This window comes from Pseudomonas sp. IT-P294 (genome assembly GCF_949767865.1).
GTDB lineage: Bacteria > Pseudomonadota > Gammaproteobacteria > Pseudomonadales > Pseudomonadaceae > Aquipseudomonas.
The window spans coordinates 14,203-37,799 of the sequence record NZ_CATKQW010000002.1 but is presented as its reverse complement, the minus strand read 5'-3'; the positions used below and the strand labels follow the sequence as shown (position 1 = coordinate 37,799).

Below are 23,597 nucleotides of genomic sequence, written 5' to 3'. Positions count from 1 at the left end.
GTCTACGCCCCCAGAACACTTTGTCCACAGACTCGCAACGCTTGCCCGGTGAAAGCGCCGGTGCCCGGTTGCGCGAGCCAGGCCACTGCTTCGGCAACGTCCTGTGGCAGGCCGCCCTGACCAAGCGAACTCATGCGTCGCCCGGCCTCGCGGATGCCGAATGGCAGGTGTGCGGTCATTTGCGTTTCAATGAAGCCGGGCGCAACGGCGTTGATGCTGATGCCGCGTTCGCTCATCAGCGGTGCCCAGGCTTGAGCCAGCCCGATCAGGCCAGCCTTGCTTGCCGCGTAATTGGTTTGCCCGCGATTGCCAGCGATGCCGCTGATCGAGGCCAGCAAAATCAACCGACCGTTGTCATGCAAGGCGCCGCTGTCGAGCAACGCCTTGGTCAGCACTTGCGGTGCGTTGAGGTTGACCGCGAGCACTGCATCCCAGAATTCCGGGGTCATGTTGGCCAGGGTTTTATCGCGGGTGATGCCTGCGTTGTGGACCACCACGTCGACACCGCCGGGTAGTTGTTCGATCAATTGCGCGGCGGCGTCTTCGGCGCAAATGTCCAGGGTGATGCTGCGCCCGCCAAGGCGTGCGGCGAGCGCATCCAGATCGGCTTTGGCCGGTGGCACGTCGAGCAGGATCACTTCGGCACCGTCACGGGCCAGGGTCTCGGCGATGGAGGCGCCAATGCCTCGCGCGGCACCGGTGATCAGCGCCTTGCGCCCGGCCAGTGGGCGAGTCCAGTCCGTCACCTGTGTATCACAGGCCTTCAACCGGATGACCTGGCCGGAGACGAACGCGCTTTTGGGCGAGAGGAAAAACCGCAGCGGCCCTTCCAGTTGATCCTCGGCCCCTTCGCCGACATAGATCAGCTGCAAGGTGCCGCCACTGCGCAACTCCTTGGCCAGCGAACGGCTGAAACCTTCCAGGGCGCGCTGTGCGCTGGCGGCGAACGGGTCGCTCAAGGTCTCTGGCGCACGCCCCAGAATCACCAGATGCGCACTGTTATCGAGGTTTTTCATCAGCGGTTGAAAGAACTCGCGCAGCCGTTTCAGCTGATCGGTGTGCAGCACATCACTCGCATCGAACACCACCGCCTTGATTTTCGGACCGTGGCCGGGAATCCACGCGGTCGCCAGGGACGGCTCGGCACCGTAGGCGTAGATCGCATCGGTCAGGCGATTGGCGAAGGCGCTGACGTTGTCCGCCAACGGGCCGCCGCCGATCAACAGCGCTCCTTCGACAGGCCGCAGCCGGCCTGCTTGCCAGCGTTCCAGGCGTACCGGAGACGGCAGCCCCAAGGCCCCGACCAGACGATGGCCGATGGACGAATTGGCGAAGTCGATATAACGGTCAGACATGGAACGCACTCCGGCAGCTGGGGTTCAAAGTGTGGACCACGAATGGCAATCAGTCGTTCGATCCACGAGATTAGGCCTACGCTTGAACTCAGCAGATTAGTTGGAACACCGGATTTGTGGGAAATGAGATCACTGTGGGAGCGGGCTTGCCCGCGAAGAGGCCAACACATCCAGCATCTAAGTCGGCTGACACACCGCTATCGCGGGCAAGCCCGCTCCCACAGGTTCGGTGTTTACATAAGAATTTTTCAAGGAGCTTTTCATGACTCAGCTGCGCCGCGTCGCGATTATCGGCGGTAACCGTATCCCCTTCGCCCGCTCCAACGGGCCGTACGCCACCGCCAGCAATCAGGCGATGCTCACCGCCGCGCTCGAAGGCCTGATCGAACGCTACAACCTGCATGGCCTGCGCATCGGCGAAGTGGTGGCAGGTGCCGTGCTCAAACTGTCGCGAGACATGAACCTGACGCGCGAGTGCGTGCTCGGCTCACGGTTGTCCCCCAGCACGCCGGCCTATGACATCCAACAGGCGTGCGGCACAGGGCTTGAAGCGGCGTTGCTGGTGGCGAACAAGATTGCCCTGGGCCAGATCGATTGCGGGATTGCCGGTGGTGTCGACACCACTTCGGATGCGCCGATCAGCGTCAGTGAAGGTTTGCGCCGGGTGTTGCTTGAAGCCAACCGGGCCAAAACCACGGGCGACAAACTGAAAACCTTTCTGCAACTGCGTCCCCGGGATTTGATCCCTGAGTTCCCGCGCAACGGAGAACCGCGCACCGGTTTGTCCATGGGCCAGCACTGCGAATTGATGGCGCAGACCTGGAACATCCCACGCGAAGAACAGGATCAACTGGCGCTGGAAAGCCATCGCAATCTGGCCGCGTCCTACACCGAAGGCTGGCATAACGATCTGATGACGCCGTTCCTCGGCCTGACCCGCGACAACAATCTGCGCCCGGACCTGACCCTGGAAAAACTCGCCGCGCTGAAACCGGCCTTCGAGAAAAGCGCCAAGGGCACGCTGACGGCGGGCAACTCCACGCCACTCACCGACGGTGCATCGCTGGTGCTGCTGGGCAGCGAGGAATGGGCGAAGGAACGTGGCTTGCCGATCCTCGCTTACTTGCGCGATGGCGAGACGGCGGCGGTGGATTTCGTCAATGGCGCCGAAGGGCTGTTGATGGCGCCGGTGTACGCAGTGCCGCGTTTGTTGGCGCGCAATGGCCTGACGTTGCAGGACTTCGATTATTACGAAATCCACGAAGCCTTCGCCGCGCAGGTGCTCTGCACGTTGAAGGCCTGGGAAGATCCAGCGTTTTGCAAAACACGCCTCGGCCTCGATGCGCCGCTGGGCTCCATCGACCGCAGCCGACTCAACGTCAAAGGCAGTTCGCTGGCGGCGGGGCATCCGTTTGCCGCGACTGGCGGGCGCATTGTTGCCAACCTGGCGAAGCTGCTGGATGCGGCGGGTAAGGGCCGAGGCTTGATCTCGATCTGCGCCGCCGGTGGTCAAGGTGTGACGGCGATTATCGAGCGCTGACCAGTTGCGCGTTTTGCTGCGCGATGCGTTCACGGTTGAGGTTGGCGTAACGCTCGGCCATCACTGAGCAGACGATCAACTGCAACGGGTGATAGATCATGATCGGCAGCAGAATCAAGCCAAGGCCCGGGTTGGCACCGAAGATCAGCGCTGCCATCGGTGCACCGGCAGCCAGGGATTTCTTGCTGGCGCAGAACACCGCCGCGATCTCATCTGCCGGGCTGAATTTCAGCGCACGGGCGGTGCGGGTGGTCATCCACAGGATGATCGCCAGCAGGATCGCACTGCCGATCAGCGCCGTCAGAATCACTGTGTTGCCTTGCTTTTGCCACATCCCCGAAACCATCGAGTTGCAGAACGCCGCATACACCAGCAGCAGGATCACCAGTTTGTCGGCGACGTTGGTGTAGCGTTTGTGTCGCGCGAAAAACTTGCCGAACAGTGGCCGCACCAATTGGCCGAGTACCAGCGGCAACAGCAACATGGCGCAGAGATCGAGCAGGGTCGAGCCCAAATCGATGCCGCCGGCACCACTGCCGACCACGAAGCTCACCAGCAACGGCGTCAGGAAAATCCCCAGCACACTGGACAGGCTGGCGTTGAGAATCGCCGCCGGCACGTTGCCGCCTGCGCTGCCAGTCAGGGCCACGGACGAGGAAATGGTCGAGGGCAGGGCGCAGAGGTAGAGGAAGCCCAGCATCAGCAGTGATGGAAGGTGCGAGCCCAGCAGTGTGTCGCTCAGCAGCCAGATCAGTGGAAACACCGCAAAGGTGAAACATTGCACCATCACATGCAGCTTCCAGTTCTTCAGGCCGTGACGGATCTGCTCGCTGGACAGGTTGACGCCGTGAAGGAAGAACACCAGGAACACACCGATGTTGATCACGTATTCGGCGTGCATGCCGCCGCCCGTGGCGCCAAAGGTCGGGAAGAAATACGCCAGCAGCGTGGCGATCAGCATGCCGCACAAGAACCAGTCGGTGACCACGCGTTTGAGGTGTTTGAAGGCATGCATAGCAGTCACCGAATACATTTGTAAGAAATGGTGACTTAGCCTAACGTTGGCCCTGACTGCCGTCTTGCGACATAAGGCCAATCAATGCCGACTAACGGACAACTTTCCCTCGAACGGACCATTCCGACGCTCACCGCGCTGCCGCGTCCGCTGTTCGCGCGGGCGGAAAGCCTGAACGCCGGTTCCTGGACACCGCCTCATCGCCATGACTGGGTGCAGTTTTCCTACGCCATCAGTGGCGTTCTTGGCGTGCACACTGCCGAGGGCAGTTTCTTTGCGCCGCCGCAGTGGGGCATCTGGATTCCGGCGGACCTGGAACACCAGGTGGTGACTTCGATGCGTGCCGAGATGCGCAGCCTCTACGTGCGCCGCGAAGATTGTGAGTGGGCGGACGGGCGTTGCCGGGTGCTGGAAGTCACGCCGCTGGCGCGAGAGTTGATCAAGAGCTTTTGTGCGCTGCCAGTGGAATATCCCCAAGGCGATAGCCAAGAAGCGCGGCTGGTGAATGTGCTGCTGGATCAGTTGGCGAGTTTGCCGGAAGTGGGTTTTTCTCTGCCGTTGCCTCGGCACCCGCGACTGCTGGGCTTGTGCAACGAACTGATCGAAAGCCCGGAGCGCAACGTGACGTTGCAGGAATGGGCGGAACGCCTCGGCACTTCGGAAAAGACGCTGATGCGCTTGTTCCAGCGCGAGACCGGGTTGAGTTTTCGCGGGTGGCGCCAGCGGATGCGGCTGCTGTCGTCATTGAGTTTGCTGGAGGAGGGTGACAGCGTGACGAATGCGGCGCTGTCTTGCGGGTACGACTCGACGTCAGCGTTTATTGCGGCGTTCAAGAGTCTGTTCGGGTTTACTCCTGGGGAGCTCTTCAGACAGTAACACCACCTGACCACTGTGGGAGCGAGCTTGCTCGCGATGAGGGCGTGACATTCCACATTGATGTTGGATATGCCACCGCCATCGCGAGCAAGCTCGCTCCCACATGGGGCTGTCAGTGTGCTCGGGAATCAGGTCCGGAAGCGGCGAACCAAGACATCCAGTTCATTCGACAAGCCGGCCAGGCTCTGGGAATCCAGACGCGCCGAGTTGGCCAGTTCAGCCACCAACTGTGCATCGCCATGAATCTGGCTGATGTGCCGGTTGATGTCTTCCGCCACCTGATGCTGTTCCTCTGCCGCCGTGGCGATCTGGGTGTTCATGTCGCGAATCACATCCACCGACTCACGAATCAGCCCGAAACTGCTGCGGGCTTCGCCGATGCGGCTCACCGACTGCTGCGACACTTCCAGGCTCGCATGCATTTGCTGAGTCACCTGGCTGGTGCGTTTGGCCAGGTTGCCCAGCAGCCCATCGATTTCCGCTGTGGAATCGGCTGTGCGCTTGGCCAGGGCGCGAACTTCATCCGCCACCACCGCAAAGCCGCGACCTTGTTCACCGGCCCGCGCCGCTTCGATGGCCGCGTTCAGGGCCAGCAGGTTGGTCTGTTCGGCAATCGAGCGAATGGTCCCCAGGATCGACTGAATGTCGTTGCTGTCGCGTTCCAACTGCTGCATCGACTGCGCCGACTGTTCGATTTCCTGGCTCAAGCGATCAACGCTGGTCACGGCTGCATCGATCTGCTGCTGACCTTCACGAGCCTGACGCTGGCCGCTGTCTGCCGACTCGGCTGCCTGGCTGCAAGAGCGCGCGACTTCGTTGGCCGTGGCGACCATTTCGTGGAACGCCGTGGACACCATGTCCACCGCTTCACGCTGGCGCCCGGCCGCTTCGGCCATGTCACTGGAGACCTGGGTCGAGCTTTTCGAAGTGGCGAGAATCTTGTTCGCCGCGCCACCGATGCTCTGGATCAGGTTGCGGATCGCGGTCAGGAACTGGTTGAACCAGTTGGCCAGTTGCGCGGTTTCGTCGCTGCCACGGATTTCCAGGTTCTTGGTCAGGTCGCCTTCACCTTGGGCGATGCCTTCCAGGCCGCTGGCCACGCTGCGGATCGGCCGCACGATGAGGCTGGCGAAACTGGCGCCGACGATGGCGAAGAACACCGCCAGCACGGCAGCAATGATTGCGATCAGCCAGGTCAGTTGCGTGGCCGAGCTCATCACGTCGTTCTGTTTGATCAGGCCGATAAAGGTCCAGCCCAGTTGCTCCGACGGCCAGACGTTGGCCATGTAGCGCTCGCCGTTCAGCTCGACTTCCACCAGGCCTTTACCGGCTTTGGCCAGTTGCGCATAGCCTTCGCCGAGGCTGCTGAGGGCTTTGAAGTTGTGCTCCGGCTGTTTTGGATCGACCAGCACGGTGCCGGTGTTTTCCAGCAGCATCAGATAGCCGGTTTCACCGAGTTTGATCTGTTTGACGATTTCGGTGAGCTGCTTGAGCGTCACGTCGATACTGACTACACCGCCGTTGGTGCCCAATTTGTTGTCGATGGTGCGCACGGTGCTGACGTAGGTTGCGTCGTCCTGGGCCCAATAATAGGCCTCGGTGCGAAACGGTTTGCCCGGCTTGGCTTGGGCGGCCTTGTACCAGGGGCGTTGGCGCGGATCGTAATTGCTCAGCTTGGCATCGTCCGGCCAGGACACATAACCGCCCGCCGCCGTGCCGAGGATGGCGTAGGCATAGGATGGATGGCTGTTGCCCAGGTCCTGCAGGAGGCCGAAGACTTTTTTGTCCATCTCGCCCTGGGGAATGCTCTCGGCATTGGCGCCCATGTAGGTTTTGAGGCTGTCGTCGGAGTTTTTGATCAGAGGTTGCTTGGCCAGGTAGTCGACGTTCTGGCTGATGCCGTCGAAGAACAGTTGCATGGCGTTGCTGACCTGACGAATTTCACGACCGCTGCCGTCGACGAAATTCTCCTTGGCCTCACTGCGCAAGTTCAGCACGACGAGGGTGGCGACCAGCACCACCGGCAAGCAGGCGATGATTGCAAACGCCCAGGTCAACTTCTGTTTGATGTTCATCCGCGCTCCAGATTTTTCTTGTAGGCCCACGCAGTGCAGAAGACTCGCGGATTTTTGGCAGCCGTAAACGTTTTTGGTCCCCGATCCTGGAGCGCGCCATCGTTTTTGTTGTCGGCACGATTGTCGGACAAATCACTTTGTCTCTGAGGACTTCGGCTGATTGCGGGGGAAATTGAGGCTTAAAAAGAAAAATCCTACGAAGGGTATGAATTAAGGTGTCAGCTTCTGTCGAAAATGCCCTCACAATCCTTTGCCAACAAGTATTGTCAGCTCAGCTATGATCTTTTGCGGCCGATGATGACTGAAGGGGAGGGCGCGATTAATCCGGCACATTGTGTGCATCTCAACGTTCATAGGTCGGCAACCCCTCCCCCGAACGAGTGGATTGCCGTATAACGAATGACTTTCGCGTGTTTGGTAATAAAGGACCCACAATAAAAGCTGATGAAGACTCCAAAACGCATTGAACCCCTGATCGAGGACGGTCTGGTCGACGAGGTGCTGCGCCCACTCATGAGTGGTAAAGAAGCAGCTGTTTATGTGGTGCGCTGCGGTAACGAGCTACGTTGCGCGAAGGTCTACAAGGAGGCGAATAAACGCAGTTTCCGCCAGGCGGCCGAGTATCAGGAAGGCCGCAAGGTACGCAACAGCCGGCAGGCTCGGGCGATGGCCAAGGGCTCCAAGTTCGGCAAGAAAGAAACCGAAGACGCCTGGCAGAACGCCGAAGTGGCGGCATTGTTCCGTCTGGCCGGTGCGGGTGTCCGGGTGCCTCAGCCGTACGACTTCCTTGAAGGCGTGTTGCTGATGGAACTGGTGGCCGACGAGTACGGCGATGCGGCGCCGCGTCTGAACGACGTGGTGCTGGAGCCGGATCAGGCGCGCGAATATCACGCGTTCCTGATCTCGCAGATCGTGCTGATGCTGTGTACCGGTCTGGTGCACGGTGACCTGTCCGAGTTCAACGTGCTGTTGACCCCGACCGGCCCCGTGATCATCGACTTGCCGCAAGCGGTCGACGCGGCGGGCAATAACCACGCGTTCAGCATGCTGGAGCGGGACGTTGGCAACATGGCGTCCTACTTCGGCCGGTTTGCGCCGGAGTTGAAAAAGACCAAGTACGCCAAGGAAATGTGGGCGTTGTTCGAAGCCGGCACCTTGCACCCGGCCAGCGTGTTGACCGGCGAGTTCGACGAACCGGAAGAGCTGGCTGACGTGGGCGGGATCATGCGCGAGATCGAGGCGGCACGCCTGGATGAAGAGCGTAAGCAAGCGATCCGCGCTGCTGACGACGCGCCACCGAGCAAAGCCGAAGAACCGCCTCCGCCGTGGATGCAGTGATCGGTTAACGAAAAACCCGGCTTCGGCCGGGTTTTTTGTAGATGCCTGCCCCGAATCCTCCAAACACTGAAAATTAATGTGGGAGCGAGCCTGCTCGCGATAGCGGACAGTCCGGCGACAATGATGTTGAATATGACGGCCCCATCGCGAGCAGGCTCACTCCTACACTGAATTTGCGGTGTAGCTGTGTATTGAGTTTTCCGCACTTCCCACACTCAAGGATTGAATGTGAACACCTCCACCCGCAATGCCCGACTGATCGTCAGCGCCCGTCTGGTCTCGGACTTCGGCGCCTTCCTCAACATGGTCGCCCTGGCCACTTACGTCTACCTGCTCAGCAACAGCGCCATGAGCGTGGGAATTTTTCTCGCCAGCCGCGTGGGCGGAGGGATTTTCGCCAGCCTCATCGGCACGACGTTCTACCGCCGCTGGGCCGGGCGCTGGCCGCTGATTGCGTTCGACCTGCTGCGTGCCGCACTTCTGGGTTTGCTGCTGGTGCTGCCCGTCACCCAGCAGGCTTTGTTATTACCGTTTATCGCTTTCGGCCTGGGTTTCGGCAATTCCATGTTTGCGATCGGCCTCAACAGCCAATTGCCGCACTTGATCGAAGGCGAGCACCTGCTCAAGACCAACGCCTGGATCACCTCGGCGTCGTCGGCAGCCATGGTCGGCGGAAGTCTGGTGGCGGGGTTGTTGGTGGCCGCGTTTGGCTTTGAAACAGTGTTTGCGTTGAACGTGGTCACTTATTTGCTGGCCGCGGTGTTCATCGTGCCGCTGCGCTTTTCCAGACCTTCTCACAAACCCGCCGACGAGCACGGCGAATGGTCGGCCCTGCGCCAAGGTTTGCGCAGCACACCCGTGGTCGCCGCGATGCTGGCTGTCACCATGGCCGACACCCTTGGCAGCGCCGCGCACAATGTCGGTTTTCCGATCATTTCGAAACTGCTCACCCCCGAATCCGCCAGTACCACGCTGGGTTTGATGCTGGCGGTCTGGGCCAGCGGCAAACTGATCGGCGCGCGAATCGCCAGTCATCTGCAAGGCTCGGACAACGCACATCTGGAGCGACGATTTTTCTTCGGCGTGTTGCTGATGTCCTGCGGTTTCATCCTGATGTTTCAGCAGCAGACGCTCTACGGTTTGCTGTTGTTCTCGTTGCCGGCGGGGTTGGGGGACGGGTTTTCGGAGGTTGGCTTGATGTCGCGTCTGCAACGCGAGCCGGACAACCTGCGCCTGCCGATCTTCAGCGTGTTGACGCTGCTGCAAATGACCGGGTTCGGTGTCGGCATGCTGATCGCCGCGCCATTCTATGCATGGTGGGCGCCGGGGGCCGTGGTGTTGCTGTTCCACGGCATTCCAATCACCACCGTGTTGGTGGTGAAAGGACTGGCGCTCAGGCGCGGGCAGGTTCGGCGCAACAGCCCGACGCCAGCTCCTTGAGGATCGGGCAGTCGGGGCGATGGTCGCCCTGACAGTGCTCGACCAGGTCCTGCAAGGTGTCGCGCAACTGTCCGAGTTCGCGGATCTTCTGGTTCAGTTCGTCGATGTGCTGACGGGCCAGGGCTTTCACGTCGGCACTGGCGCGTTGACGGTCCTGCCAGAGGGTCAGCAGTTTGCCGACCTCTTCAAGTGAAAACCCCAGGTCCCGGGAGCGCTTGATGAACGCCAGCGTGTGCAGGTCGTCATCGCCGTAAACACGGTAGCCGCTGTCGGTGCGATGGGCGGCCTTGAGCAAGCCGATGGACTCGTAATAACGAATCATCTTTGCGCTCAGACCACTGTGGCGGGCTGCTTGGCCGATGTTCATCGATTGTCCTCCAGGTCCTTGGGTTTCCAGGTTTTCAACAGTAACGCATTGCTCACCACGCTGACGCTCGACAACGCCATCGCTGCGCCGGCCAGTACCGGGTTGAGGAAGCCGAACGCCGCCAGCGGAATGCCGATCAGGTTGTAGACAAAGGCCCAGAACAGATTCTGCCGAATCTTCGCGTAGGTCTTGCGGCTGATTTCCAGTGCCGCGGGCACCAGCCGTGGATCGCCGCGCATCAAGGTGATGCCGGCCGCGTGCATCGCCACGTCGGTGCCACCGCCCATGGCGATGCCGATGTCGGCCGCCGCCAGTGCCGGGGCGTCGTTGATGCCGTCACCGACCATCGCCACCACACCGGTTTTTTTCAGTGTGGCCACTGTGGCGGCTTTGTCGGCCGGCAGCACTTCGGCGTGCACATCGGTGATGCCCAAGGCTTGGGCAACCACGTTGGCGCTGCCGCGGTTGTCGCCGGTCAGCAAGTGGCTGCTGATGTGGCGTGCGTTGAGTTGTTGCACCGCTTGCAGGGCGCCGGGCTTGAGGGTGTCGCCGAACGCGAACAGGCCGAGCACTCGAGGTTTGGGACTTTGTTCGATCAGCCAGGACAGTGTCCGGCCTTCGGTTTCCCAGGCCGTTGCCGAGTCCGCCAACGGGCCTGCATTCAAACCGCTTTCTTCCAGCATCCGGCGATTGCCCAGCGCCAGGCGACGACCGTCGAGCGTGCCGGCGATGCCGCGTCCGGTCAGTGATTGGCTGTCACTGACATCGGCCACGCTCAAGTCGCGTTCGGCGCAGGCGTCCAGAACTGCCTTCGCCAATGGATGTTCACTGCCACGTTGCAGGGCGCCGGCCATTTGCAGCAGGGTGGCTTCGTCATCTTCGATAGCGCTTAGGTGAGCGATGCGAGGGGTGCCAGAGGTCAGCGTGCCGGTCTTGTCGAATACCACGGCGCTGACTTCATGGGCGCGTTCGAGGGCTTCGGCGTCCTTGATCAGAATGCCGTAGCGGGCCGCCACACCTGTACCGGCCATGATTGCGGTCGGCGTGGCCAGGCCCAATGCGCAAGGGCAAGCTATGACCAGCACCGCGACGGCGTTGATCAGCGCGGTTTCCATCGGCGCACCGTACAACCACCAGCCGATCAGTGTCGCCAATGCGATCAGCAACACCGTCGGCACAAACACCTGACTGACTTTATCCACCAGTTTTTGAATCGGCGCCTTGGCCGCCTGGGCGTCCTCGACCAGGCGGATGATCCGCGCCAGCACGGTTTCCGCGCCCAAGGCCTGGGTGCGAACCAACAACCGACCTTCACCATTGATCGCGCCCCCCGTGACCTTGTCGCCGGGTTGCTTGGGCACCGGCAGGCTTTCGCCGCTGATCAGCGCTTCGTCGGCGTGGCTCTGGCCTTCGACCACTTCACCGTCCACCGGGAAGCGTTCGCCGGGTTTGACCAGCACCAGGTCATTGAGGCGCAAAGCACTGATGGCGACATCCTGCTCGCGGCCATCGATGACTTGAATCGCTCGTTCCGGGCGCAACGCTTCGAGGGCGCGGATGGCGCTGGCGGTCTGGCGTTTGGCGCGGCTTTCCAGGTATTTGCCCAGCAGCACCAGCGCGATCACCACCGCCGACGCTTCGAAATACAGGTGCGGCATGCGCCCGGCCGCGGTGGCCCATTCATAAAGACTCAAGCCATAACCGGCGCTGGTGCCGAGGGCGACCAGCAAATCCATATTGCCGGCACCGGCGCGCACGGCTTTCCAGGCGGCGATGTAAAAACGCGCGCCGAAAATGAACTGCACCGGTGTGGCCAGCGCAAATTGCACCCAGGCCGGGAGCATCCAGTGCACGCCAAACGGTTGCAGCAGCATTGGCAACACCAGCGGCAAGGCCAGGGCGATGGCCATGATCAATGCCCAACGCTCGCGGTGCAGGCGCTGTTGCTGGTTGTCGGTCTGCGGGTGCTCGACTTCCCAGACGCTGGCGCTATAGCCTGCCTTGGTCACAGCACCGATTAATGTCTGTGGATCGACGTGTCCGAGCAGTTCGAGGTGGGCGCGCTCGTTGGCGAGGTTGACGCTGACACTTTTCACCCCCGGCACCTTGGCCAGCGCCCGCTCGACACGGCCGACGCATGACGCGCAGGTCATGCCGTCGATGCTCAATTCCAGCGTCTGCTGCGGCACGCTGTAACCAGCCCGCTGCACCGCATCCATCAATGCCGGCAGGCTGTCGCTGGGCGCTTGAACACGAGCCTGCTCGGTGGCGAGGTTGACGCTGACGGCGGAGGCGCCGACGACTTTGCTCAAGGCACGCTCGACACGCCCGGCGCAACTGGCACAGGTCATGCCGGCAATCGGCAGATCGAACGTAGTGGATTCGGACATCGGTCGCGCTCCCTGTAGAAGATGTCTACAGGATCAACCTTGCCATGCTGGCAAGGTCAAGCGCCATGTCTCAGATCAAAAGATGATCTTTGATCGTTCCCACGCTTTGCGTGGGAATGCAGCCCGGGACGCTCCGCGTCCCATTTAAAAGCCGAACGCAGAGCGTCCGTTGAGGCATTCCCACGCGGACGGTTCGACGCCTCGACGTGGGAACGATCAGTGACGAACGGTGTGGTGATTAATATTCGAGGGCGGCGGGTTTGAGGTACATCCCTTCCTGCGACATCGCGATCCGGAACTTCAACACATCACCGGCCTTGAGCGTGATGTTCTGCGAGCCCGGTGCGAGCATTCCCGCGTTGCAGCCTGGAGCCTGGCCCGGCAACAGTTTGAGGCGCAGGGACACATTGCCCGGCGGCAGGTTGAACGAGGTACTTTGTTCCTGGAACAGCCGCGCCGACAGTTGATCCTGAATGTACACGCCGATCTCGCAGGCGGTTGCGACTTCCAGGCGCTCGCGGGAAATGATCAGAACCCCGTAGTCCTCCCCGGAGGCTTGAACCGAAGGCGTCGCGGCAAATAGGCTGAGGAAGCCAAACAGGCTGAGAGCTGACCAGCGCATGGCTGAATCTCCTGAGGTCGAGTCATTGATGCACGCAGCTTGGCCGAGCGAGACGCCGATTGCCAGCCCGGCAGCGTTTTACAGAACTTGACCTTGCCATGGTGGCAAGCTCGAGACTGCTCGCAACCTCACTCAAGGAGTCATCCCATGCAACTGTTCAATGTTCAAGGCATGTCCTGCGGCCACTGCGTCAAAGCCATCACCCAGGCGCTGCAAGCCAAGGATCCTGCGGCGAGTGTGCGGGTCGAACTGGCGGCAAAAGAAGTCGGCGTCGAGAGCACCCTGACCGCCGAAGAAGTGATCGCGGCGATCACTGAAGAAGGCTATGAGGCAAAACTCGCCTGAGACCAGAACAAATCCCTGTGGGAGCGAGCCTGCTCGCGATAGCGGTGTGTCATTCAGCATTGATGCCGACTGATACACCGCTATCGCGAGCAGGCTCGCCCACACAGGTTTTGTGCCCCTCCAGTGGTTTTTTAATTGTTAGCGACCTAACGGAATGTTCAAGGCGTCCACGCGCGGCTAGACTGTCGGGCTGCCGACCCCAACTGGATGCCTGATGAACTTCCGTACCATTTTGATTCTTGGCGCCCTGAGCGCTTTCGGTCCGCTGGCGATCGATTTCTACCTGCCGGCGTTCCCGGCGATGGCGCTGGCGTTTGGCACCGATGAGAAACATGTCCAGCTGACGCTGGCCGCGTATTTCCTTGGTTTGTCCATTGGGCAACTGGCTTACGGCCCGGTCGCGGATCGCTTCGGACGACGCCTTCCGCTGCTGACAGGCGTCGGCTTGTTCACCGCCGCTTCCCTGGCCTGTGCCTTCGCGCCGAATCTGGAATGGCTGATCGGTGCGCGGTTCATACAGGCCCTCGGCGGTTGTGCGGGGATGGTGATCTCCCGCGCAGTGGTCAGCGACAAATGCGATGCGGTGGGTTCGGCGAAAGTCTTCTCGCAACTGATGCTGGTGATGGGGCTGGCGCCAATTCTCGCGCCGATGCTGGGCGGGCTGTTGGTCAATACTACCGGCTGGCAGTCTATCTTCCTGGTGCTGACCGGTTTCAGCGCCCTGGCAGGCTTGGCCGTGGCAATCGGTTTGCCGGAAAGTCTGCCGGCCCATGTCCCGCGCCAACCGTTGTCGGGGGCGCTGCGTCAGTACGGTCGGCTATTGTCGGATCCGGTGTATCTGGGCCACGCCCTGACCGGCGGTATCGCCATCGCCGGGATGTTTGCCTACATCGCCGGTTCACCGTTCGTCTTCATCAAGCTCTATGGCGTACCGGCCGAACATTTCGGCTGGCTGTTCGGCACCAACGCGGCGGGTTTCATTCTGGTGGCGCAGGTCAATGCACGGCTGCTGGCCAAACGTGGTCCGGCCTTCCTGTTGGCGCGTACGGTATGGATCTACCTGGGCGCGGGCCTGACATTGCTCGCTGTCAGTGCACTGCACACCGAGCAGTTATGGCCGTTGCTGATCCCATTGTTTATCTGTATCGCCAGCCTCGGTTGCATCCTCCCGAACGCTTCGGCCTGCGCCATGAGCGGCCAGGGCGCTCGTGCCGGCAGTGCGTCAGCCATGCTCGGTTGCCTGCAATTCAGCGTCGCCGCCGGTGCGGCAGCGTTGGTCGGTGTCTTGCACGATGGCAGCGCCGTGCCGATGGCGATGGTCATCAGCCTGTGCGGAATTCTGGTGGTGAGCGCGGCGATGCTCACCCGGCGCTTGCAAAATGCCCGGGCACTGGCGCAAGCCCAGGTCTGAGGAAGGCCTCAGCCAACGGCGCGTTGCTGGCGGTCGGGAATCTGATGAGGCGCGAGCAGGCGCGCTTCGAGGGTGCGGGTGAAGGCGAGTGCTTCGGCTTCGCTGCGAAAGGTCACGGCGTGTTGGTCCAGACGGACCTGCCACTGGGATTTTGCCACTTCTTTTATCAGGATCTTCATTGCTGATCTCTCCTCTCGTAAAAGATGTTGCGTAAAAGATTGCACCACAGAGGAGACGATTGTAGACCCGAATACGATCACTATTATGACGACGGTCAACTGTCGGACTGACGGTGTCGTCTTTTCAGGACGACACGTGAGTCAGTGTGTTTCAGAACCCTTCGAGCACAATCTTGCCCTTGGCTTTGCCGCTCTCCAGCAGCTCATGGGCGCGACGCAGGTTGGCAGCGTTGATCGTGCCGAAATGCTCGCCGACCGTGGTCTTCAGTGTTCCGGCGTCGATCAGCTCGGCCACGCGGTTGAGCAGTTTGTGTTGCTCGATCATGTCGGCGGTTTCGAACAGCGAGCGGGTGTACATGAACTCCCAATGCAACGACAGGCTCTTGCGCTTGAGTTTGGTCACGTCCAGCGCCTTCGGATCATCGATCAGCGCCAGTTTGCCCTGAGGCGCCAGTGCCTCGACCAATTGATCCAGATGCTGATCGGTCTGGGTCAGGCTGGCGACATGGGTCACTTGGTCCACGCCTGCGCGTTTCAGTTCTTCGCTCAGCGGCTTGCTGTGATCGATCACCAGATCAGCCCCCAACTCGCGCACCCAGCTCTGGGTTTGCGCACGGGAAGCGGTGCCGATGACCTTCAGCCCGGTGAGCTGGCTGGCCAGTTGCGTCAGGATTGACCCGACACCGCCCGCCGCACCGACGATCAGCAGGCTCTGGCCTTCATCGGTTTTACCTTCGCGCACTTGCAGGCGTTCGAAGAGCAATTCCCATGCGGTGATGGCGGTCAGCGGCAGCGCGGCAGCTTCGGCGAAACCGAGGGACTTGGGCATATGGCCGACGATTCGCTCGTCCACCACGTGCAGTTCGCTGTTGCCGCCGGCGCGGGCGATGGAGCCGGCGTAATACACGTTGTCGCCAGCCTTGAACAGCGTGACATCGCTGCCGACGGCCTTGACCACGCCGGCCACGTCCCAGCCCAGCACTTTCGCGGCGCCGTCTTCAGGCTGGACGTTCTGACGGACCTTGGTGTCGACCGGGTTGACCGAGATGGCTTTGACTTCGACCAGCAGATCACGTGGTCCGGCAACCGGTGCTGCAAGCTCGATGTCTTGCAGGGCGTTCGCGTCGCTGATCGGCAACGAGGCGTAATAGGCGATGGCTTTCATGCAGGGCTCCTGAACAGTAATAAAAGAAGGGATCAAGCCACGGTGCGCAGGCGCTTGAGTTCGAAGTGCTCGAGAAACTCGCCGGCCTTGGCGCGGAAGTTCTGGATGTGTGCGCTGTCGTCGTGGGCTTGCAGGGCTTCGTCGCTGCTCCAGTGTTCAATCATGTAGAAGGCCAGGGGATTGGCCAGGTCCTGATGCAGATCGTATTGGCCACAACCGGCCTCGGCGCGGGTCGGTTCCAGCAGTGCACGCAGGTGCTGTTCAAGGGCGTCCTGCTGGCCGGCTTTGGCAATGAGGGTGGCAATGGCGGTAAAAGGCTGGGACATGGTCGGGCTCCGGGAGCGGGATGATTTCGATGGGACAGATGATTGGCTATTTCTCTGCAAGATAAAACCCGCTAAAAGAGCAGTCTCTTTCAATATTTTTTTGATAATAAAGGCTGAAAATGCTGCGTTTCGATGATTTGCAGTTGTTCGTGCGTGCCGCTGACTTGGGCAGTCTGTCGGCGGCGGCGCGGGTGATGGACATGTCCGCGGCGGTGGCCAGCGCGGCGCTGAAGCGTATCGAACAACAATTGGGTGCACGTTTGCTTGCCCGCTCAACGCGCAGCTTGCGGTTGACCGCCGAAGGCGAGGGTTTTCTGGAGTACGCCCGTGCGGCCCTGAGCAATCTGGATGAAGGGCGACGCTTGCTGGCCAGCGGTCAGGACCAGGTTAGCGGGGTTTTGCAGTTGTCGGCACCTTCGGATTTTGGCCGCAACTTGTTGCTGCCGTGGCTCGACGAGTTCCAGCGCGAGCATCCCAGGTTGACCGTGCGCCTGTTGCTGGGTGATCGCATCGCTGACTTGTTCCGCCAACCGGTCGATATCGCCCTGCGCTACGGCGAGCCGGAAGACTCAAGTCTGGTGGCATTGCCCATCGCAGCGCAAAACCGCCGAGTGCTGTGTGCCGCTCCGGGTTATCTGGCCAGGCATGGCGAACCGCGCCACCTGGAGCAATTGGCCCAGCATAATTGTTTGTTGTTCATGCTCGGCAGCCGGGTCCATGACCACTGGAGTTTCCACGACGGCAAACGCGAGGTCGGCCTGACGGTCAGCGGTGATCGCTTCAGCGACGATGCGGATGTCGTTCGGCTGTGGGCAATTGCAGGCGCAGGCATCGCCTACAAGTCCTGGCTCGATGTCGCCGCCGATGTGCTCGCCGGACGCTTGAAAGTGCTGATGCCGGAGCTCCTCTGCGAACGCGCACCGCTGAATCTGCTGTGCGCCCATCGCGCACAATTGAGTAAGCCTGTGAACCTTTTGCGCGAAATGCTTGCCAGCCGATGCGCTCATCTGGGCAGTCAATTTCCGGGTATTCCGAGCATCGATCATTAGTCGCAGGCAAATAGCGAAATTTCTGTCAGGAACTATCACCACCCGCGCTTTCCCGAAGGCAGGAACCGTCGGATAACCCGCTTATACTAGCGCCCGCCTCGTGTACGCACGGTCGATCTCGCGATGGCGACAGCCTCACGCTCAATCATCGACCTTCGCCCAGCCTGCAAAGCCGTGGCATGGGTGAGTGGAGCTTTGTCCGGCTGACGGCGATTTTTTGCGTCTTGGCCGACGACACATTACTGGTCAAGATGTCTCTGAGCAGCAGACGAAACGATTCAACAGGGAGTGAATACATGGAACATGCACCTTGCATCAGCCAGATTGCCACGTTGCTGGCTGACCCAAAGCGCAGCGCAATGATGTGGGCTTTGATGGACGGCACGGCGCGCCAATCCGAAGAGCTGGCATTGCTGGCCGGCCTGTCACCGTCTTCGGCCAGTGCACACCTTGGGCGTTTGTCCGCCGGAGGTCTGTTGAAAGTCGAAGTCCGTGGGCGCAAACGCTTTTTCCGCCTGGCCGCACCTGAAGTGGGCGCGGCCATCGAGGCCTTGGCCAGCGCAACGCTGGCCAGTACGCCACGGGAGGTGCCGGACGTTTTCAAGCGCGCCAACCCCGTCGCCAAATCTCAGGCTGCCCCGTCATCACTATTGCGCGCCAGATTGTGCGACGACCATCTGGGCGGCACGCTGGCCGCCGATCTTTATCAACGCCTGCTCGATGCTGGCTGGATCGAGCAGTTCGAACAGCGCGTCATGATCACGCACAAGGGGTCCACGCAACTGGCCGCACGCGGTGTGTTTATCCAGGCGCTGGCCCATCGCAACAGCCGAGTCGCCTGCGCGTGTCCCGACTGGAGCGAAAGACGCCCGCACATGGGCGGTGCGCTCGGCGCGGCGCTGTTGCAGCTGTTCATGCAATCGGGCTGGTTGAGTCTGCCCGGCGATTCGCGGGCATTGCAGATCACCGCCACGGGGCAGCGCGAAATCCATCGTTTCGCCAAGCAAACCGAGCTGGAAGCTGCGCTTTAGAGCCTTTTATGCCCGACGTCTGGTGCCAATGAGCTTGGGCGTCGTTAGCAGTTGTGGACAGGTCGCATTCAGCCATCACCCCAAGGGTCTATCGCGCACACTCGAATTCGGGGATTTTCGGATTGGGGGAATGTGGCATGGACTCACGAGGCTTCAGCGCGGCAGAACGACTGGAACGGCTGCCCATCAGCGGTTACCACCGCATCATTTTCATCATCATCGCGTTGGCGTTTTTCTTCGACTCCATGGATCTGGCGATGATGACCTTCCTGCTTGGCTCGATTAAAACCGAGTTCGGCTTGAGCTCGGCGCAAGCCGGGTTGCTGGCCAGTTCGAGCTTCTTCGGCATGGTGCTAGGCGCTTCGCTGTCCGGCCTGCTGGCCGACCGCTTTGGCCGTAAACCGGTGTTCCAGTGGAGCATCGTGTTGTGGGGCATCGCCAGTTACCTGTGCTCGACGGCACAGAACATCGAAACGCTGACCTTGTTCCGTATCCTGTTGGGGATTGGCATGGGCATGGAGTTTCCCATCGCGCAGTCGATGCTCTCGGAGTTGATTCCGGCCAAGGGGCGTGGGCGTTACATCGCATTGATGGACGGGTTTTGGCCGCTGGGGTTCGTCGCGGCCGGGGTGTTGTCGTATTTCCTGTTGCCGCTGGTTGGCTGGCGGGACATCTTCCTCGTGTTGGCGGTGCCGGCGGTGTTCGTTCTGGCAATCCGTTTTTTCATTCCCGAGTCACCGCGCTGGCTGGAACAGGCCGGGCGGCATGAGGCGGCCGATAAAGTGTTGCTGGGAATTGAGCAGCGAGTCCGGGCATCGCTGGGGCGTTCGGACTTGCCGGAGCCTATTCGCCTGCCACGCGTGGCCAGTACGCCGGGCAACTTCTTTTCCGCCTTGCGCCAGATCTGGTCGCCGCTGTATCGCCAGCGCACGATGATGATCTGGAGCGTGTGGTTCTTTGCCTTGCTGGGGTTTTATGGCCTGACGTCCTGGCTCAGCGCATTGCTGCAGCAGTCGGGTTTTGCCGTGACGCAATCGGTGTATTACACGGTGTTGATTTCCCTGGGCGGGATTCCAGGCTTTCTGATGGCAGCGTGGCTGGTGGAACGTTGGGGGCGTAAACCGGTGTGCGTGGTGACCCTCCTTGGCGGCGGGGTGATGGCGTTTCTTTACGGTCAGAGCGCAGTGTTTGGCGGCAATGTCGGCTTGTTGATTACCTCGGGCCTGTTGATGCAGTTCTTTCTGTTCGGCATGTGGGCGGTGCTTTACACCTACACGCCTGAGTTGTACCCGACGTCGGCCAGGGCGACGGGGTCTGGATTTGCGTCGGCGATTGGTCGCGTGGGTTCGTTACTCGGGCCGCTGGTGACCGGGCTGGTGTTTCCGATCACCGGGCAGGGCGGCGTGTTCGCGTTGGGGGCGATGTGCTTTGCGATTGCGGCGGGGGTGGTTTGGGTGTTCGGGATGGAGACGCGGGGCAAGACGCTTGAAGAACTGACCGAAGCAACGCCTATCTAACTGTGGGAGCGAGCCTGCTCGCGATGGCGGTCTGTCAGTTGATGTAGAGGTTGACTGACACACTGTCATCGCGAGCAGGCTCGCTCCCACATGGGTTATGCGGTGTGGTTTATGGTTTTACCAACCGTGCATCCAGGCTGTTTTGCGCCAATCGCTTGGCCTGATCCTGGGTCATGCCCAAATCGGTGTAGAGCGCATGGAAGTTCTCGGTCACGTACCCGCCGAAGTACGCAGGGTCATCGGAGTTCACCGTGACTTTCACGCCACGCTCAAGCATGTCCAGAATGTTGTGCTGGGACATGTGATCGAACACGCGGAGCTTGGTGTTCGACAACGGGCACACGGTCAGCGGGATCTGCTCGTCGATGATCCGTTGCATCAGACGCTCATCTTCGATGGCGCGCACGCCATGATCGATGCGCTGGATTTTCAGCAGGTCGAGCGCTTCCCAGATGTACTCCGGCGGGCCTTCTTCACCGGCGTGGGCGACGGTCAGGAAACCTTCGTGGCGGGCACGATCGAACACGCGCTGAAACTTGCTCGGCGGGTGACCCATTTCCGAACTGTCCAGACCAACGGCCACAAATGTATCGCGGAACGGCAGCGCCTGGTCGAGGGTTTTCTGTGCTTCGTCTTCGCTCAAGTGACGCAGGAAGCTCAGGATCAAACCGCTGGTGATGCCCAGTTGCTGCTCGCCATCCTTGAGTGCGGCAGCGATGCCGTTGAGCACCACTTCGAAGGGCACGCCACGGTCGGTGTGGGTCTGTGGGTCGAAGAACGGTTCGGTGTGAATCACGTTCTGCGCCTTGCAGCGCAACAGGTACGCCCAGGTCAGGTCGTAGAAATCCTGCGACGTGCGCAAGACATCGGCGCCCTGGTAATACAGGTCGAGAAACTCTTGCAGGTTGTTGAAGGCGTACGCCTTGCGCAGGGTGTCGACATCGCTCCACGGCAGGGCGATCTTGTTGCGTTCGGCCAGGGCGAACAGCAACTCGGGCTCCAGCGAACCCTCCAGGTGCAAGTGCAGTTCTGCCTTGGGCAGGGCGTTCAGCCAGTCGTACATAGTCTTTTCTCATCAGGTGCAGATGACGAGCATTCTACAGATGCTCGTGGAAACAATTAGCAAAACCTGACCAGGCGGTTCACACCGCGTCCTGTTCCCGTCGATAAGCGTAGGTGTCGGCAAAACGCGAGAGCAAGAATTCGGCGCAGGTGGTGGCCGGGTACTTCGCCGGCTGCCCTTCATCCTGACAACCGGGCAGGCATTCAATCGGCGTATCGGGGTGAGGCTCGGCGAAGAACGGCATCGAGTATCGATCGACACCCAACGGGCTGATCACCCGGTGCGGCGTCGACAGGTAACGGTCGTTGCTCCAGCGCGCCATCATGTCGCCGAGATTGACCACGAACGTGCCCTCGATGGGTGGTGCGTCGATCCATTCGCCTTTGACGTTGCGCACCTGCAGTCCACCGGCGGCGTCCTGGTAAAGCAGGGTGATGCAACCGTAATCGGTATGGGCACCTGCACCTTGTTGTTCTTCGCAACTGGCGGTGTGGCGCGGCGGGTAATGAATCATCCGCAGCACGCTGACGGGTTCTTTGAAGCGCGTGTCGAAAAAGTCGCGCTCGATGTTCAGCGCCATCGTCATCGCCCGCAACAGGGTTTGGGCAAGCGCCTGCATGTCGACGTAATGTCGCTCCATCAAAGCTGCCCAACCCGGCAACGACGGATGACGGTTGGGACCGCGCAAGGGTTTTTCGGCGAGGACATCCGGATGATCCGCCGCAAGGTGCAGGCCCATGTCGAAGGTTTCTTTCAGGTCGCTGGGCTTGCTCGGGTCCAGCTGTTCGGTGGCGATGGCGCCATAGCCGCGATGGTGACGGGTCTGGGTGATGTCGATCTTGAGCTTTTCGTCGGTGGGCAGGGCGAAGAAGCGTTGGGCGTGGTCGAGTACCGCGTCGATGCGCGACGGGCTGATCGGGTGGCCCTTGATGTAGAAGAAGCCCCATTCTCGACAGGCGTGGTCGATTTGAGTCGCGATGGCTTGCCAGGCGGTTTGGTCATCGCTGTAGAGCGGGGCGATGTCGATGATGGGAAGACGATTCATGCAATTGTCCTGAGGAATACGCAGTCTGAAAAACACCGCAGTACCCCTGTGGGAGCGAGCTTGCTCGCGATAGCGGACTTTCAGTCAACTTGGATATTGAATGTGACGGCCCCATCGCGAGCAAGCTCGCTCCCACAGGTACAGTGTTGTGGCTGGAGTGGATTACTTGGGAATGTCCGCCTTCATGCCTTCAACGTAGTAGTTCATCGACGCCAGTTCCGCATTGCTGGCCGTCGCACCCGCCGCGATCTTCACAGCGCCGGCCTGATCCTTGATCGGTCCCGTGAACGGACGCAGCGCACCGCTCTTGATGTCGGCGATGAGCTGTTCTGCCTCGGCTTTCACCGGTGCCGGCACCAGGTCGCTGATCGGCAGTTCAACCGTGCCTTCCTGCAACCCGCCCCAGTAATCCTGCGACTTCCACATGTGGTCGAGCACGCTTTGGGTCGCCTGAATGTAATGCGGCCCCCAGTCGTTGACGATCGAGGTCAGCACCGCTTTGGGTCCGAAGTGCGCCATGTCCGAAGCATAGCCAACGGCATACACGCCGCGACGTTCAGCGGCCTGGATCGGTGCCGGGCTGTCAGTGTGCTGGAACACCACGTCCACGCCTTGGTCGATCAGCGCGTTGGCGGCGTCGGCTTCCTTGCCCGGGTCGAACCATGAGTTGACCCACACCACTTTGATCTCGGTGCCCGGGTTGTATTTGTTCAAAGCCAGTTGAATGGCGTTGATGTCACGGATGACTTCAGGGATCGGGAACGAGGCGACGTAGCCGATCTTCTTGGTCCTGGTCATTTTTGCCGCGAGGAAACCGCTGACGTAGCGACCTTCGTACGTGCGAGCCAGATAGGTGCCTAGGTTCTTGTCCTGCTTGTAGCCGGTGGCGTGTTCGAAGGTCACCTTGGGAAATTGCTTCGCCACTTTCAGGGTCGGGTTCATGTAGCCGAAAGAGGTGGTGAAGATCAGGTCGTAGTTGTCCTTGGCCATGTTGCGGATCACCCGCTCGGCGTCCGCACCCTCGGCGACGTTCTCGACGTAGTTGGTGGTGATCTGATTGCCGAACTTTTCGGCCAGCAACTTGCGTCCCTGTTCATGCTGATACGTCCAGCCGTGGTCACCGATCGGGCCGATGTAGACGAAGCCGACTTTCAGCGGGTCGGCGGCACTGGCGGTCAGGCTGGCGCTCAGACCGATGGCCGCGACAACGGCGCCAAGCAGCTTCTTCAACGGACGTTTGTGCATGAATGGAACTCCATGTTGTTGTGAGGTTGGCGGGGGCAATGCAAGTTGCTGACCAACAAGACAACAAATGGACCGAAGACCCGTGATGGCCATCGCGGGCAAGCCCGCTCCCACAAAAAACGGCGCGGTCCTTGTGGGAGCGAGCTTGCTCGCGATGGGGCCCTTGGGGCCGATAAAAGTGCATGGCCGAGCACGGCTGCCAT

At 60.7% G+C, this 23,597-nt stretch carries 21 protein-coding genes and 1 pseudogene; 9 read left to right on the top strand and 13 right to left on the bottom strand.

The window, feature by feature from the left end:
* Window positions 1-2: 2 nt before the first annotated feature.
* Entirely contained in the window at window positions 3-1,355 is a 1,353-nt protein-coding gene (locus tag ACM6I0_RS01435; protein ID WP_414921307.1) for a 3-oxoacyl-ACP reductase, read from the bottom strand.
* 262 nt (window positions 1,356-1,617) lie between these two features.
* Here ACM6I0_RS01435 and ACM6I0_RS01430 point away from each other — a divergent pair, with 262 nt between their 5' ends.
* Window positions 1,618-2,895, top strand: a complete 1,278-nt coding sequence (locus ACM6I0_RS01430; RefSeq protein WP_285431933.1) for an acetyl-CoA C-acetyltransferase — start codon at window positions 1,618-1,620, stop codon at window positions 2,893-2,895.
* On the opposite strand, the gene ACM6I0_RS01425 is transcribed toward ACM6I0_RS01430, so the two are convergent.
* A complete protein-coding gene (locus tag ACM6I0_RS01425; RefSeq protein WP_414921306.1) occupies window positions 2,882-3,910 on the bottom strand; it encodes a bile acid:sodium symporter family protein in 1,029 nt (342 codons plus the stop codon). The genes ACM6I0_RS01430 and ACM6I0_RS01425 overlap by 14 nt on opposite strands.
* Before the next feature lie 84 nt (window positions 3,911-3,994).
* Here ACM6I0_RS01425 and ACM6I0_RS01420 point away from each other — a divergent pair, with 84 nt between their 5' ends.
* Window positions 3,995-4,786 (top strand): AraC family transcriptional regulator, encoded by a 792-nt coding sequence (locus ACM6I0_RS01420; protein ID WP_285431935.1) that lies wholly within the window; start codon window positions 3,995-3,997, stop codon window positions 4,784-4,786.
* A gap of 128 nt (window positions 4,787-4,914) precedes the next feature.
* Here ACM6I0_RS01420 and ACM6I0_RS01415 read toward each other — a convergent pair whose 3' ends face one another.
* Window positions 4,915-5,643: a methyl-accepting chemotaxis protein gene (locus ACM6I0_RS01415; RefSeq protein WP_405046104.1), complete on the bottom strand. Its 729-nt coding sequence runs from the start codon at window positions 5,641-5,643 to the stop codon at window positions 4,915-4,917.
* 129 nt (window positions 5,644-5,772) lie between these two features.
* Window positions 5,773-6,861, bottom strand: a pseudogene (locus tag ACM6I0_RS01410) (cache domain-containing protein); the annotation flags it as partial.
* A gap of 444 nt (window positions 6,862-7,305) precedes the next feature.
* Here ACM6I0_RS01410 and ACM6I0_RS01405 point away from each other — a divergent pair.
* Both ACM6I0_RS01405 and ACM6I0_RS01400 read left to right on the top strand, forming a co-directional pair.
* Entirely contained in the window at window positions 7,306-8,199 is an 894-nt protein-coding gene (locus ACM6I0_RS01405) for a PA4780 family RIO1-like protein kinase (RefSeq protein ID WP_056746159.1), read from the top strand.
* Between the two features lie 228 nt (window positions 8,200-8,427).
* Window positions 8,428-9,639 (top strand): MFS transporter, encoded by a 1,212-nt coding sequence (locus tag ACM6I0_RS01400; RefSeq protein WP_414921305.1) that lies wholly within the window; start codon window positions 8,428-8,430, stop codon window positions 9,637-9,639.
* Here ACM6I0_RS01400 and cueR read toward each other — a convergent pair.
* The 3 genes from cueR to ACM6I0_RS01385 form a co-directional block, all read right to left on the bottom strand.
* Window positions 9,593-10,006 carry a Cu(I)-responsive transcriptional regulator gene (gene cueR, locus ACM6I0_RS01395; protein WP_090175934.1) on the bottom strand — a complete coding sequence of 138 codons (414 nt, stop codon included), beginning with the start codon at window positions 10,004-10,006 and terminating at the stop codon, window positions 9,593-9,595. The genes ACM6I0_RS01400 and cueR overlap by 47 nt on opposite strands.
* Complete coding sequence (locus ACM6I0_RS01390) at window positions 10,003-12,396, bottom strand: heavy metal translocating P-type ATPase (protein ID WP_414921304.1); 2,394 nt, start codon at window positions 12,394-12,396, stop codon at window positions 10,003-10,005. The genes cueR and ACM6I0_RS01390 overlap by 4 nt, the downstream gene beginning before the upstream one ends.
* A gap of 238 nt (window positions 12,397-12,634) precedes the next feature.
* Window positions 12,635-13,018: a hypothetical protein gene (locus ACM6I0_RS01385; RefSeq protein ID WP_414921303.1), complete on the bottom strand. Its 384-nt coding sequence runs from the start codon at window positions 13,016-13,018 to the stop codon at window positions 12,635-12,637.
* Window positions 13,019-13,165: 147 nt separating this feature from the next.
* On the opposite strand from ACM6I0_RS01385, the gene ACM6I0_RS01380 reads away from it, so the two are divergent.
* Together ACM6I0_RS01380 and ACM6I0_RS01375 are read left to right on the top strand one after the other, a co-directional pair.
* Entirely contained in the window at window positions 13,166-13,363 is a 198-nt protein-coding gene (locus tag ACM6I0_RS01380) for a heavy-metal-associated domain-containing protein (RefSeq protein ID WP_414921302.1), read from the top strand.
* 214 nt (window positions 13,364-13,577) lie between these two features.
* Window positions 13,578-14,774, top strand: a complete 1,197-nt coding sequence (locus ACM6I0_RS01375) for a multidrug effflux MFS transporter (RefSeq protein ID WP_285431945.1) — start codon at window positions 13,578-13,580, stop codon at window positions 14,772-14,774.
* A gap of 8 nt (window positions 14,775-14,782) precedes the next feature.
* Here ACM6I0_RS01375 and ACM6I0_RS01370 read toward each other — a convergent pair whose 3' ends face one another.
* The 3 genes from ACM6I0_RS01370 to ACM6I0_RS01360 form a co-directional block, all read right to left on the bottom strand.
* A complete protein-coding gene (locus tag ACM6I0_RS01370) occupies window positions 14,783-14,953 on the bottom strand; it encodes a hypothetical protein (protein ID WP_285431947.1) in 171 nt (56 codons plus the stop codon).
* Between the two features lie 151 nt (window positions 14,954-15,104).
* Complete coding sequence (locus tag ACM6I0_RS01365; RefSeq protein WP_414921301.1) at window positions 15,105-16,118, bottom strand: zinc-binding alcohol dehydrogenase family protein; 1,014 nt, start codon at window positions 16,116-16,118, stop codon at window positions 15,105-15,107.
* Between the two features lie 32 nt (window positions 16,119-16,150).
* The gene (locus tag ACM6I0_RS01360) at window positions 16,151-16,444 is read right to left on the bottom strand and encodes a putative quinol monooxygenase (RefSeq protein ID WP_222589640.1); all 294 of its coding nucleotides are present in this window, start codon (window positions 16,442-16,444) and stop codon (window positions 16,151-16,153) included.
* 119 nt (window positions 16,445-16,563) lie between these two features.
* Here ACM6I0_RS01360 and ACM6I0_RS01355 point away from each other — a divergent pair, with 119 nt between their 5' ends.
* The 3 genes from ACM6I0_RS01355 (at window position 16,564) to ACM6I0_RS01345 (ending at window position 20,041) form a co-directional block, all read left to right on the top strand.
* A complete protein-coding gene (locus ACM6I0_RS01355; RefSeq protein ID WP_285431950.1) occupies window positions 16,564-17,493 on the top strand; it encodes a LysR family transcriptional regulator in 930 nt (309 codons plus the stop codon).
* Between the two features lie 296 nt (window positions 17,494-17,789).
* A complete protein-coding gene (locus tag ACM6I0_RS01350; RefSeq protein WP_285431952.1) occupies window positions 17,790-18,524 on the top strand; it encodes an ArsR/SmtB family transcription factor in 735 nt (244 codons plus the stop codon).
* 137 nt (window positions 18,525-18,661) lie between these two features.
* Window positions 18,662-20,041: an MFS transporter gene (locus ACM6I0_RS01345; RefSeq protein ID WP_414921300.1), complete on the top strand. Its 1,380-nt coding sequence runs from the start codon at window positions 18,662-18,664 to the stop codon at window positions 20,039-20,041.
* 109 nt (window positions 20,042-20,150) lie between these two features.
* On the opposite strand, the gene ACM6I0_RS01340 is transcribed toward ACM6I0_RS01345, so the two are convergent.
* From ACM6I0_RS01340 to ACM6I0_RS01330, 3 genes are all read right to left on the bottom strand, one after another.
* Window positions 20,151-21,104: an adenosine deaminase gene (locus ACM6I0_RS01340; RefSeq protein WP_222589644.1), complete on the bottom strand. Its 954-nt coding sequence runs from the start codon at window positions 21,102-21,104 to the stop codon at window positions 20,151-20,153.
* A 79-nt stretch (window positions 21,105-21,183) separates the two neighbouring features.
* Window positions 21,184-22,149 (bottom strand): 2-oxoglutarate and iron-dependent oxygenase domain-containing protein, encoded by a 966-nt coding sequence (locus ACM6I0_RS01335; protein ID WP_285431955.1) that lies wholly within the window; start codon window positions 22,147-22,149, stop codon window positions 21,184-21,186.
* A 162-nt stretch (window positions 22,150-22,311) separates the two neighbouring features.
* Window positions 22,312-23,394, bottom strand: a complete 1,083-nt coding sequence (locus tag ACM6I0_RS01330; protein WP_285431956.1) for a BMP family ABC transporter substrate-binding protein — start codon at window positions 23,392-23,394, stop codon at window positions 22,312-22,314.
* Window positions 23,395-23,597: the final 203 nt, after the last annotated feature.

Excerpts from the sequence above, each read along its gene's own strand:
- ACM6I0_RS01425 (WP_414921306.1), bottom strand. The coding sequence starts at position 3,910 with ATGCATGCCTTCAAACACCTCAAACGCGTGGTCACCGACTGGTTCTTG.
- ACM6I0_RS01415 (WP_405046104.1), bottom strand. The coding sequence starts at position 5,643 with ATGGTGTCCACGGCGTTCCACGAAATGGTCGCCACGGCCAACGAAGTC.
- ACM6I0_RS01420 (WP_285431935.1), top strand. The coding sequence starts at position 3,995 with ATGCCGACTAACGGACAACTTTCCCTCGAACGGACCATTCCGACGCTC.
- ACM6I0_RS01430 (WP_285431933.1), top strand. The coding sequence starts at position 1,618 with ATGACTCAGCTGCGCCGCGTCGCGATTATCGGCGGTAACCGTATCCCC.
- ACM6I0_RS01380 (WP_414921302.1), top strand. The coding sequence starts at position 13,166 with ATGCAACTGTTCAATGTTCAAGGCATGTCCTGCGGCCACTGCGTCAAA.
- ACM6I0_RS01385 (WP_414921303.1), bottom strand. The coding sequence starts at position 13,018 with ATGCGCTGGTCAGCTCTCAGCCTGTTTGGCTTCCTCAGCCTATTTGCC.
- ACM6I0_RS01335 (WP_285431955.1), bottom strand. The coding sequence starts at position 22,149 with ATGAATCGTCTTCCCATCATCGACATCGCCCCGCTCTACAGCGATGAC.
- ACM6I0_RS01390 (WP_414921304.1), bottom strand. The coding sequence starts at position 12,396 with ATGTCCGAATCCACTACGTTCGATCTGCCGATTGCCGGCATGACCTGT.
- ACM6I0_RS01340 (WP_222589644.1), bottom strand. The coding sequence starts at position 21,104 with ATGTACGACTGGCTGAACGCCCTGCCCAAGGCAGAACTGCACTTGCAC.
- ACM6I0_RS01370 (WP_285431947.1), bottom strand. The coding sequence starts at position 14,953 with ATGAAGATCCTGATAAAAGAAGTGGCAAAATCCCAGTGGCAGGTCCGT.
- cueR (WP_090175934.1), bottom strand. The coding sequence starts at position 10,006 with ATGAACATCGGCCAAGCAGCCCGCCACAGTGGTCTGAGCGCAAAGATG.
- ACM6I0_RS01405 (WP_056746159.1), top strand. The coding sequence starts at position 7,306 with ATGAAGACTCCAAAACGCATTGAACCCCTGATCGAGGACGGTCTGGTC.
- ACM6I0_RS01355 (WP_285431950.1), top strand. The coding sequence starts at position 16,564 with ATGCTGCGTTTCGATGATTTGCAGTTGTTCGTGCGTGCCGCTGACTTG.
- ACM6I0_RS01330 (WP_285431956.1), bottom strand. The coding sequence starts at position 23,394 with ATGCACAAACGTCCGTTGAAGAAGCTGCTTGGCGCCGTTGTCGCGGCC.
- ACM6I0_RS01365 (WP_414921301.1), bottom strand. The coding sequence starts at position 16,118 with ATGAAAGCCATCGCCTATTACGCCTCGTTGCCGATCAGCGACGCGAAC.
- ACM6I0_RS01345 (WP_414921300.1), top strand. The coding sequence starts at position 18,662 with ATGGACTCACGAGGCTTCAGCGCGGCAGAACGACTGGAACGGCTGCCC.
- ACM6I0_RS01435 (WP_414921307.1), bottom strand. The coding sequence starts at position 1,355 with ATGTCTGACCGTTATATCGACTTCGCCAATTCGTCCATCGGCCATCGT.
- ACM6I0_RS01350 (WP_285431952.1), top strand. The coding sequence starts at position 17,790 with ATGGAACATGCACCTTGCATCAGCCAGATTGCCACGTTGCTGGCTGAC.
- ACM6I0_RS01360 (WP_222589640.1), bottom strand. The coding sequence starts at position 16,444 with ATGTCCCAGCCTTTTACCGCCATTGCCACCCTCATTGCCAAAGCCGGC.
- ACM6I0_RS01375 (WP_285431945.1), top strand. The coding sequence starts at position 13,578 with ATGAACTTCCGTACCATTTTGATTCTTGGCGCCCTGAGCGCTTTCGGT.